Annotated in this window: 7 protein-coding genes and 2 pseudogenes; 4 read left to right on the forward strand and 5 right to left on the reverse strand. The window is 66.1% G+C overall.

Annotated features, from left to right (window positions below):
- Window positions 1–1,172: pseudogene (locus WAW17_RS04765) on the forward strand (ATP-binding cassette domain-containing protein); the annotation flags it as partial.
- A 17-nt stretch (window positions 1,173–1,189) separates the two neighbouring features.
- Here the strand turns inward: WAW17_RS04765 and WAW17_RS04770 are convergent.
- The 5 genes from WAW17_RS04770 to WAW17_RS04790 all read right to left on the reverse strand — a co-directional run bounded on the left by WAW17_RS04770 (window position 1,190) and on the right by WAW17_RS04790 (window position 7,683).
- A complete protein-coding gene (locus WAW17_RS04770; RefSeq protein WP_422331859.1) occupies window positions 1,190–3,103 on the reverse strand; it encodes a sensor histidine kinase in 1,914 nt (637 codons plus the stop codon).
- An 84-nt stretch (window positions 3,104–3,187) separates the two neighbouring features.
- Window positions 3,188–3,415 carry a hypothetical protein gene (locus WAW17_RS04775; RefSeq protein WP_422331860.1) on the reverse strand — a complete coding sequence of 76 codons (228 nt, stop codon included), beginning with the start codon at window positions 3,413–3,415 and terminating at the stop codon, window positions 3,188–3,190.
- Between the two features lie 80 nt (window positions 3,416–3,495).
- Window positions 3,496–4,932 carry a FadD3 family acyl-CoA ligase gene (locus WAW17_RS04780; protein ID WP_422331861.1) on the reverse strand — a complete coding sequence of 479 codons (1,437 nt, stop codon included), beginning with the start codon at window positions 4,930–4,932 and terminating at the stop codon, window positions 3,496–3,498.
- Window positions 4,929–6,110 (reverse strand): amidohydrolase family protein, encoded by a 1,182-nt coding sequence (locus WAW17_RS04785; RefSeq protein ID WP_422331862.1) that lies wholly within the window; start codon window positions 6,108–6,110, stop codon window positions 4,929–4,931. The genes WAW17_RS04780 and WAW17_RS04785 overlap by 4 nt, the downstream gene beginning before the upstream one ends.
- A gap of 28 nt (window positions 6,111–6,138) precedes the next feature.
- A complete protein-coding gene (locus tag WAW17_RS04790) occupies window positions 6,139–7,683 on the reverse strand; it encodes an AMP-binding protein (protein ID WP_422331863.1) in 1,545 nt (514 codons plus the stop codon).
- A gap of 141 nt (window positions 7,684–7,824) precedes the next feature.
- Here WAW17_RS04790 and WAW17_RS04795 point away from each other — a divergent pair, with 141 nt between their 5' ends.
- The 3 genes and pseudogenes from WAW17_RS04795 to WAW17_RS04805 all read left to right on the forward strand — a co-directional run.
- Complete coding sequence (locus tag WAW17_RS04795) at window positions 7,825–8,541, forward strand: enoyl-CoA hydratase/isomerase family protein (protein WP_422331864.1); 717 nt, start codon at window positions 7,825–7,827, stop codon at window positions 8,539–8,541.
- A gap of 65 nt (window positions 8,542–8,606) precedes the next feature.
- Window positions 8,607–10,094: a DUF222 domain-containing protein gene (locus WAW17_RS04800; RefSeq protein WP_422331865.1), complete on the forward strand. Its 1,488-nt coding sequence runs from the start codon at window positions 8,607–8,609 to the stop codon at window positions 10,092–10,094.
- Window position 10,095: 1 nt separating this feature from the next.
- A pseudogene (locus WAW17_RS04805) lies at window positions 10,096–10,300 on the forward strand (hypothetical protein); the annotation flags it as partial.

A 10,300-nucleotide genomic window follows, 5' to 3' on the forward strand; every position in this document is an offset into this window, starting at 1 on the left:
GGCCTGCACCCCCATGACATCGAGCGGATGAACGCCCTGCTGCTGCAGCTGCGCGACAAGGGCAATACCGTGCTGGTCGTGGAGCACAAGCCGGAGGCGATCGCGATCGCCGACCACGTGATCGACCTCGGGCCCGGCGCCGGAACCTCCGGCGGCGAGGTGGTATTCGAGGGCACCCTCGACGGGCTCCGCGCCAGCGGCACCATCACCGGACTGCCCTGGACGACCGCGCCTCGCTGAAGCCGTCGGTGCGGCCACCGTCCGGGGTGCTGGAGGTGCGTGGCGCAGGCACGCACAACCTGCGCGGCGTCGACGTCGACATCCCGCTCGGGGTGCTCGTCGTCCTCACCGGCGTCGCCGGCTCCGGCAAGAGCTCGCTGATCAACGGTTCGGTGGCCGGGCGGGACGGGGTGGTGTCCATCGACCAGGGCGGGATCAAGGGCTCCCGGCGCAGCAACCCGGCGACATACACCGGACTGCTCGACCCGATCCGCAAGGCATTCGCGAAGGCCAACGGCGTGAAGGCGGCGCTGTTCAGCGCCAACTCCGACGGCGCCTGCCCCGGCTGCAACGGCGCCGGTGTCATCTACTCCGACCTGGCGATGATGGCCGGCGTCGCCACCACCTGCGAGGAGTGCGGGGGGAAGCGGTACCAGGCCGAGGTGCTCGAGTACAGGTTCGGCGGCAAGGACATCAGCGAGGTGCTCGCGATGCCGGTGGCGGAGGCCGAGGAATTCTTAGGCGCCGGCGAGGCGCGGATCCCGGCGGCTCACAAGATTCTGCAGCAGCTCGCCGACGTCGGGCTCGGCTACCTGACCCTGGGCCAGCCGCTCACGACGCTGTCCGGTGGCGAGCGGCAACGGGTCAAGCTGGCCACCCATCTGGCCGAGAAGGGCGGCGTCTACGTCCTCGACGAGCCGACCACCGGCCTGCACCTCGCCGACGTCGAGCAGCTACTCGGCCTGCTCGACCGGCTCGTCGACTCAGGCAAGTCGGTCATCGTCATCGAGCACCACCAGGCTGTGATGGCGCACGCCGACTGGATCATCGACCTCGGCCCGGGCGCCGGCCACGACGGCGGCCGGATCGTCTTCGAGGGAACGCCGGCGGACCTGGTCGCCGCACGCTCCACCCTCACCGGACAGCACCTCGCGGCCTACGTCGGTACCTGACGGAAGGGTGGGAGTGTTCATGAGTCGATCGGTGCGTACTCGTCGGGTAGGCGCAGACGCCGTGGCCTGTCCATCGTGAATTCCGGTGCAGAATAATGGACTCCGTCGAGCAGCGAGGCCGGGAAGTAGAGGGACGCGGTGATACCGGCATTGGTTCCCGAATCGAACGTCGGGCGCAAGTGGACGCTGATGCCGTTGCGGGCGGCGAGACGTCCCACCACGAACAGGCCCATCTGACGCGGCGCGCTGATTTGCGCATTGTCGCCGGCGGTGAGTCGGGAGTTGATGCTGTCGAGGGTGGCGGGAGGCACGCCGATGCCGCAGTCCGAGATCTCCAGCAGCAGTCCGTTGTCGACAGCGGGTGAGAATGTGAAGGTGACCCCGCTGTCGGGCGGGGAGGCCCGCAGGGCGTTGTCGACGAGTTCGGCGACCAGATGGACGACGTCGGTGACGGCGGCACCTACGAGGGATCCGTGCGGGATGTGGCCGATCCGCACCCGCTGATAGTTCTCGACCTGAGAAACAGCACCGCGCAACACGTCTCCGAGGGGGGCGGGAGCACCGCGCGTACGCGACCGGGTTCCGGCGAGGACGAGCAGGGAGTCGCCGGTGCGTCGCATCCGTGCCGCGAGGTGGTCGAGTGCGTACAGGCTCTGCAGCCGCGCCGGATCCTTCTCGTCGTACTCGAGCGAGTCGATGAGCGAAAGCTGCTGTTCGACCAGTGTCTTGTTGCGGCGCGCGAGGGTTTCGAGCATCACCGCGACCTGCTGACGGAGGTGTGCCTGCTCGCCGGCCAGATGCAAAGCCTCGGAGTTCACCGAGTCGACGGCGCGGGCGAGTTCGCCGATCTCCTCGTCGGTGTGGACGTCGATCGGGGCGAGCGCGACGCTGCTGACGTCGGCGCCGTCCTTGATCGCGGCAATCGCGGCGGGGAGTTCGTGGCGTGCTGCGCTGAGTGTGCCGTCGCGAAGTCGCCGGATGGGAATGGAGAGGGATCGGGCGACCAGCAGCGTCACGGCCAGTGCGGCGGCCAGGATCGAGACGACGATGATGCTGTCGCGCAGGGCCGCCGATCGGGCCTCGGCAGTGAGCCGGTCGAGCGTGTCGGTGACCTGACCGGAGGCCGCGAGCATGACGTCGCGGTAAGGCTGGGCGGAGGAAAGAAGTGCCTTTTGCAGCTGGCCCAGCGAACCGACATCGTCCTTGAAGTTCTCGGTCAGCACCCGGCGCGCCGCGATGCTCTCGAGCATCCCGCTGATCTGACCGCGGTCGACCGGTGTGCCCTGGAGCAGAGACAGCTTCGACTGCTCGGAGTTCATGGCATTCTCGGCCGTCAGGTGGGTCGCGTCGGAATCCTCCGTCATGGAGAAGAACGCATTCATCTGGTCGACCATCGTGCGTTGCGCCGACCACGTGTTGAAGAGATCGCTTCCCGCCGTCAGTACTTCGGTGTTCTCGGTGAGGTCGAGGAGGGTGCGGATCGTCGCTTCGCACCGGACCAGGAAGTCGCTCATGCGCTGGCTGCGTTCCGCGGGGGACAGGCCGCCGCCCTGTGTGGCGGAGCCGAGCGCCTCGCCGTCCTCGAGGAGCACGGAGAGATTCTCGGCGATTTCCGGGGCGAGATTGCTGCTGTCGGCCAGAGCCCGGACGTGGGCTGTCGAATCGGGAGCCTGCTCCGGCTGGACCTGCGTCATCCCGGTCGAGGTGACGACCGAGGCATTGACGACCACGCGGGCGAGGTCCAGGAGTGCAGGGACGACGGCAACCTGCTCGGAGAGCGAGGAGAACCGACGTGCCTCGGTGAGCTGGGTGGAGACCCGCAGTGCACCGAGGGCGCCGGCGGCGAGTAGCGGAACAACCAGGACGACAGCGAGCTTGTAGGAGAGCCGCCAGTTCCTGATTTGCAGGGACCGCATACTTCCTGCGTCCATGATATTAATTTGTCCTTCCAACGGAGTGTGACCCCGAAAGTTCTGGGTGAACCTGTGTATTGATGGCGGGGTTACCCCCGCCGGTCATGCCACTCGCGCTGTGGGAATCTGTATTCTGTCGTCGCAGATTTCGATGAGCTGCTCGACCACGTGCGGCGGGAGCTGGCTCCCGCAGTTCGTCAGGAGTCGCCGCAGTCGGTGGAAGAACTGATGTGGTGGGATCCCGAATTCGATGAAGATGTCCTCGTCGGGGCCGCCGCCCCAATGCCGCCACTTGACGGCGAATGACAGCATCGCATTGTTGTCGTCCATCGCACGCTCCTTCGATCAGGGGTGGGTCGATTTTGTCCGGGCGCCGGGATCCTCCGATCCCGGCAGGGTCTACCGGGGTGTTACTGCAGAGACTTCAGTTGGTCTTTCATCACCTTGCCGGTGGCGTTGAGAGGTAGTGCGTCGAGAAGCTCGACGACACGCGGCACCTTGAAACCCGCCATTCGCTTCCGGGCCCACGCGATCAGATCTTCTTCTGTGACGGGACCTTTCGGCACGACGAAAGCTTTCCCCACCTGGCCGAGCCGCTCGTCCGGGATCCCGATCACCGAGACCTGCCCGACGGCCGGGTGCTCGAGGAAGAAGCCCTCGATCTCGGCAGGGTAGGCGTTGAAACCGCCCACGATGAACATGTCTTTCTTGCGACCGACGATGCGCAGGCGTCCGCCGCCGTCCAGGTTTCCGAGATCCCCGGTGTGGAGCCAGCCGTCCGGATCGATCGTCTCCGCGGTCGCCACCGGATCGTCGAGATATCCCTGCATGACGTTGTATCCCCGGATCAGCACTTCGCCGTCGTCTGCGATGCGCACTTCGATCCCGTCACAGGGGGTTCCGACTGTGGTGGCGATCTGCTCGAACGTATCTCCCGGCCGTGACGCAGTGGCCGTCCCGCCCTCGCTCAGTCCGTAGCCGGTCATGATGGTGTGGAAGGGCAGTTCGCTGCGGACCCGCCGGATGAGTTCCACCGGGATGTCCGCAGACCCCGTCACCGCGGCACGCAGGGACGACAGGTCATGACGTCCCTGCGCCGACAGCAGCGATTGATAGAGCGTGGGCGGCCCTGGGAGCATGGTGACCTTCTCCCGTTCCACCAGCGCCAGAACTTCGTCGACGTCGAGCACCGGCACCGGCAGGACGGTGGCGCCGCGGATCATGGATGCGATCAGGCCGGCCTTGTACCCGAACATGTGGAAGAACGGGTTGACGATCAGATAGCGGTCGCCCTCGCGCAGGTCGGCCAGATCGCACCACTCCGCGAACATCCTGAGCGTCTGGCGGTGGTTCATCATGACACCCTTGGGCCGTCCGGTGGTTCCGGACGTGTACATGATGTCCGCGATGTCCTCGCCGTTCACAGCGCATTCGAACGGTGCACCGCTGGAAAGGAATTCGGACTTCAGGTCGATCACCGGCACATCGTGCGGTGCGGTGAAGTCCAGACCGAGAAATCCCTTCTGGACGAGCACCATCTTCGCGCCGCTCCGGCGGATGATGTCGTTCGCCTCATCCGCCTTGTACCGCGTATTGACCGGTACCAGTACACCACCTGCGGTGAGCAGGCCGAACGCTGCGATGATCCACTGGGCGGAATTGGGTGCCCAGATCGCGACCCGATCGCCCTTGTCGACGCCTGCAGAGGCGAATGCTCCCGCGGCGCGCCGGACTCGATCGGCCAGTTCGGTGAAGGTGATCCGGAGGTCCCCGTCGACGACCGCTTCGGCATCGCCGAATCGGTCGCCCACGGTGAGGACCATCTCGGGGATGGTCCTCCAGGTCATACCTTCAGCAGCCTCGCGAGGTTGCCGCCCATGACCAGTTTCTGGTCCTCCAAGGGGAGGTGCTGGATGTGGTTGATGTAGGTGGTCGGCTCCGCCAGACCCTCCGGGTGCGGGTAGTCGGAACCGAACAGCACTCGCTCGGCACCGATGAGGGCGGTCAGCTTGCTGAAGTCCTCTTCCCAGAACGGGCTGACGTGAATGCTGCGCTTGATCGCCGCGACCGGGTCCTGCATGCCGAAGCCCTCGGGGGCCTTCTTGTAGACGTCGGCGAGGGTCTGCAGAACGTGCGGCAGCCAGCTCGCGCCGTTCTCGATGACCGCGATCCGCAGCTCGGGGAAGCGGAACAGAGCGCCGTGGCACACCCACGAGGTGACCGCATCCTGGATCGGACGCCATTCGCTGACCATCCGGAACGCGTTGGTCACGAACGGGAGCATCTCATCGGAGCTGCCCTCCCAATCCTGGTTGTAGCGTGCGTAGCCGCTGTCGGAGGAGTGCTGGGTGACCAGCACGTCGAGCTCGACCACACGCTTCCAGAACGGGTCGAACTCGGGAAGGGCGAACGACCGCGGTCCCTTGAAGCCGGGTACCGGTGCGGGGCGGACGAGGATCGCCTTGGCGCCGCGTTCGACGACCCACTCGAGCTCTTCGATCGCCTTTTCGACGATGGGCAGGCTGATGACCGGAACGGTGTAGATGCGGTCCTTGTAGTTGAATCCCCAGGTCTCGTACAGCCACTGGTTGAGCGAGTGGACGACCGCGTGGATCATTTCCGGGTTGTCGCGCATGCGCTCTTCGATGAGGCTGGCCAACGTCGGGAACATCAGGGTGCGGTCGATCTGGAGCTCGTCCATGAGTTCGAGGCGCGCGGCGGGCTCACGGAAGGCGGGGATCGACTTCATCGGCTTGCCGAAAATCTCGCGCTTGCTCTTGCCCTCGGGGTTGCCGTTCTTGAAGTAGTCCTCCATGGCGCCGGGTCGCGCGACCACCTCGAAGGTGGGGTTGGGGATGTATTCGCTGATCTGGTTTCGGATCGCGATCTTGGTACGACCCTCGACCTGGACGTACTTGATCGCTCCCTTGTACTTCTCGGGGAGGAACTTGGTCAGTGCCTCCTCGGTCTCGTACAGGTGATTGTCTGCGTCGAACAGCTGGTACGGCAACTCTTTCGGTGTCATGAGATCCTTCCTTTCGTTTGTGAGAATACTATTCTCTTGTTTCAAGCATCGCAATATCCTGCCGAACCAAGAATTTCTGGATCTTTCCGCTGGCGGTCCGCGGGAAGTCGTCGACCTGGTGCAGTTCCTCGGGCCATTTCTGCTTGGCGATGCCGACCCGCTCGAAGTGCGCACGCATGTCGTCCAAGGTGGGCATGGCGTGTCCGGGCTTGAGGCGGAGGACTGCCGCAGCATGTTCCCCGAGGCGTGCGTCGGGGGCTGCGACCACCGCCGCCTCCGCGACTCCGGGTATGGCGAGCAGAACCTCTTCGACCTCGAGTGCGCTGATGTTCTCGCCGCCGCGGATGATGATGTCCGCCTTGCGATCGGTGATCGTCAGGTAACCGTCCTCGTCGACCGTGCCGATGTCTCCGGTGTGATACCAGCCGTCGGCGTCGAAGGCGGCCTCGGTCAGGGTGAGATCCGTGTAGCCGATGCACAGATCGGGCCCTCGGCTCAGGATCTCGCCGTCCTCTGCCAGCCGCATCTCGACACCGGGCAGCGCGTCTCCGTCGGTGAAGAGCCGCTTGTCTTCGGGTGCGGTGTGGGCCGAGGCCGTGACGGAGGGGTGTTCCGAACTGCCGTACGCGCGGAACACGGTGATGCCGAGATCCGCCAGCCGGGTGGTGACCGCCGCGGGGACGGACGACCCGCCGAGGCCCGCGTACTTCATGTACCGCAGATGCTCGGGCGTGAAATCGGGATGGTCGAGGAGACTGGTGACGAAGTAGGTGGCGCCGCCCCCGACCGTGAGTCCATCGCTCATCATGAGCGCCAGTGCCTGCGCCGGATCCCAGATGTCGGAGAGGTTCACCGCCGTGCCGTCCAGTACCGGGATCAGGAAGGCGTTCACCATGCCGATGAAGTGGCCCACGGGAGCGGCGGTGAGCTGCTTGCCGCGGTCGGGCGGGTAGCGGTCGGCCAGCTGACGCGTCTCGCAGCCCAGGGTCTGATGGCTGTGGATGACGCCCTTCGGGGCGCGGGTGGTGCCGGAGGTGAAGGCGATCAGGGCAGGCGCCGCCGGATCGGTTGCGACGACTCCCGTCATCGGTTCCGCATCGAGAAGCTCCTCGAAATCGCGTCCGACCACACCCACGACGGGTACGTCAGCGCTCAGGTCGGGCTGATACTCGGTGCGTCCGAACCGCTCGGCGGTGATGAAGACGCGCGGCTTCGTCTCACTCAGGATGTAGCCGAGCTCTTTTCGCCCGTAGAAGTGGACGATCGGCACCACCGTCGCACCGAGGAACGACGACGCCCAGAACACCGCCGCGGCTTCCATCCAGTTGGGCAACTGAAAGGCGACCACGTCACCTGGACCGACGCCGCGCGAACGCAGTCCGCCGGCCAGCCTGCGCGCAACCTGTTCGACGTCACGGAATGTTCCGGTCCCGGGTCGAACGGTCGAATGCACCCGGAACTCGGTGTCGGGCGCGGCCTCGAGGCCGCGGGCGAGCAGGTCGCCGATGGTGTCCCTGGTCCACCACCCCTCCTCTTCGTAGCGCGTGATCAGTTCGGTGGGGATGTGCCGCATCGTAAGAGCTCCAATACCCGTGGCGGAGCCGCGCCGAGGGCCACACCGCGGCGTCGGGGGTCGCTCCGGCTGACATTCGTCAACGGGGGACATGTTATTCTCCAATAGAGAGAATGCCAATATCGGAATGGAGAACAGCGCATGGTCGATCTGGAGCTGGAAGAGGAGTTTGCGGTCATCACCATCGATCGCCCCCACGCCCGAAACGCCATCGCGCCGGACACCATGGATCAGTTGGAGAAGGCCCTCGATGCTGCGGTCGGCGCGCGAGCGCTGGTCATCAGGGGGGCCGGCGATCGGGCCTTCGTCTCGGGCGGTGACCTCAAGGAACTGAGCAGCCTCAGGACGCTGGAGCAGGCGTCGGACATGGCTCGCCGGATGCGGTCGATCTGCGATCAGGTTGCAAATTTCCCCGCGCCCGTCGTTGCAGCGCTCAACGGCCACGCCCTCGGCGGTGGGGCCGAGTTCGCCGTGGCCGCCGACATCCGTGTGGCCGCCGACGACATCAAGATCGGCTTCAATCAGGTCATGCTCGGGATCATGCCCGCATGGGGCGGCGCCGAGCGGCTGGCCGCACTCGTCGGACGGGGCAGAGCCCTCATGCTGGCCGGCTCCGGAACGATCCTCGACGCCGCCGAAGCCGAACGTTTCGGGCTGATCGACCGAGTGCTGCCGCGGGCGTCGTTCGAGGAAGGCTGGCGCTCGCTCGCGAGGTCGCTGGCCAACGGTGCGTCGGCAGATATCAAGCGCGTCATGGCAGGAGCCTCCGCCGAAGAGGCGGTCGCAGCCTTTGCGCGTCTGTGGGTTTCGGATGAACACTGGGCCGCGGCAGACAAGGTGATGAACCGAGGCAAATGATGTGAGGGGCGGTCCGGGCAACCTGCCGGCCGGAACATGTCGGTGGGGCGCAGTACGATTCGCACATGAGTTCGACCGGGGGGTTGGCGGCGGAAACGCCGACATGCGATGTGGTAGCCGAGCATGGGGTGGCCGAGCATTTGCCGATGCTTGCTGCCGCTGTGGAGGGGTTGCTCCATGCGGACCTGACCGGGCTGTCGGGTGTGGAGGTGATCGATTCGCTTCGCGCTCTGGAGCATTCGCTGCGCCGCGTTACCGCGTTCTCGCACCGGTTGATAGTGGAGACGGTGGAGCGCTCGTTGCCGGGGTCGTTGGGGTACAACTCCCCGAACACATTGCTGATCGAGGTGCTGCGGATCTCGGGTGGTGACGCGTCGGCGAGGATGACTGCGGCCCGCGAACTGGGGGTGTGGCACACCCTTTCCGGTCACGACATGCCGCCGCTGCGGCCCGAGACCGCGGCCGGGCAGCGTGCCGGTGAGATCGGGTCCGGGCAGGCAAGGGCCATCCGGTCGATCATGCGGAAGGTTCCGCATTCGGTTCCCGCCGCCGATGTTGCGGCCGCCGAGGCGATTCTGGCGGGGTTGGCCCGCAAGGGTACCCCGGAGGATGTGGAGAACGCCGGGCACGAGTTGCCGGCCCGGCTCGACCCGGACGGGAATCTCGGGGACGACGAGGATCGGGCGGTACGGCGGGGGTTCACGATGAGCCGCCAGGATGCGGCGTTGATGTCGAAGATCTCCGGTGAACTCGATCCGACCACGCGGGCGTTGCTCGATCCGATTCTGGCGAAGTGGGCGCGGCCGGGGATGAACAACCCGGACGATCCCGAGTCGCCCGCCGGTGACGGGGTCCGCGTCGATCCTGCCGTTCTGGTCGCGGCGGCCGGGCGGGATACCCGCACCGCGGCGCAGCGCAATCATGATGCGCTCACCGCGATGTTCAGGGCGTTGCTCGAGGCCGGAGTTCTCGGGACGCATCGTGGGTTGCCGGCGACGGCGATCATCACGATGACACTCGATCAGCTCGAAGAGGCCTCGGGTGGCGTGGCGACCACGGCCAGCGGTGGGTTGTTGCCGATCAAGGAGGCGCTCGCCCTCGCCGAGGATGCGTATCCGGTGCTGGCGGTATTCGACCACGACGGGCGGCCGCTGCATCTGGGACGGCCTCGACGGTTGGCGAGTGTGGATCAGCGGTGGGCGTTGATCGCGGCCGATCGTGGGTGCACGCGGCCGGGGTGTGGTGCTCCGGCGACGATGTGTGCGGTGCATCATGTGGTGGCCTGGAATGATCAGGGTCCCACCGATATCGATAACCTGGCCTTGGTCTGCGACGCCTGCCACGGGCAGGTGTACGAGGGCGCCGGCGGCTGGAGCACCACCACCGCCCCGGCGGGCAGTGCGTTCGCCGGGCGGACCGAGTGGATACCGCCACCGCACATCGATCCTCGGCAGATACCCCGGATCAATCACCGACATCATCCGGAAGAGTTACTCGACCTTGCTCGGAGAAAGACGGCCTCGGGACAAGCGAGGGACGATGATGTTCCGTAGCGTGAGCATCATGGTCGACGAGGAGCGCTTCGTTCCGGTCGAAGACGGTCTGCGCATCTGGACGCGCCGTCTGGGTGGCGGCGGCGCGGACGAACGCGCACCGCTGCTGATCCTGCACGGCGGGCCGGGCGTGCCGCACGACTACCTGGATAACCTGTCGGCGCTGGCCTCGCCGCGGCAGGCCGTGGTGTTCTACGACCAGCTGG

This window comes from Rhodococcus sp. (in: high G+C Gram-positive bacteria), assembly GCF_049286785.1.
Lineage (GTDB): Bacteria > Actinomycetota > Actinomycetes > Mycobacteriales > Mycobacteriaceae > Rhodococcus_F.

What these genes read in the sequence shown, in the direction of transcription:
- WAW17_RS04780 (WP_422331861.1), bottom strand. Translation starts at nt 4,932, where the DNA reads ATGACCTGGAGGACCATCCCCGAGATGGTCCTCACCGTGGGCGACCGA.
- WAW17_RS04795 (WP_422331864.1), top strand. Translation starts at nt 7,825, where the DNA reads ATGGTCGATCTGGAGCTGGAAGAGGAGTTTGCGGTCATCACCATCGAT.
- WAW17_RS04800 (WP_422331865.1), top strand. Translation starts at nt 8,607, where the DNA reads ATGAGTTCGACCGGGGGGTTGGCGGCGGAAACGCCGACATGCGATGTG.
- WAW17_RS04790 (WP_422331863.1), bottom strand. Translation starts at nt 7,683, where the DNA reads ATGCGGCACATCCCCACCGAACTGATCACGCGCTACGAAGAGGAGGGG.
- WAW17_RS04785 (WP_422331862.1), bottom strand. Translation starts at nt 6,110, where the DNA reads ATGACACCGAAAGAGTTGCCGTACCAGCTGTTCGACGCAGACAATCAC.
- WAW17_RS04770 (WP_422331859.1), bottom strand. Translation starts at nt 3,103, where the DNA reads ATGGACGCAGGAAGTATGCGGTCCCTGCAAATCAGGAACTGGCGGCTC.
- WAW17_RS04775 (WP_422331860.1), bottom strand. Translation starts at nt 3,415, where the DNA reads ATGGACGACAACAATGCGATGCTGTCATTCGCCGTCAAGTGGCGGCAT.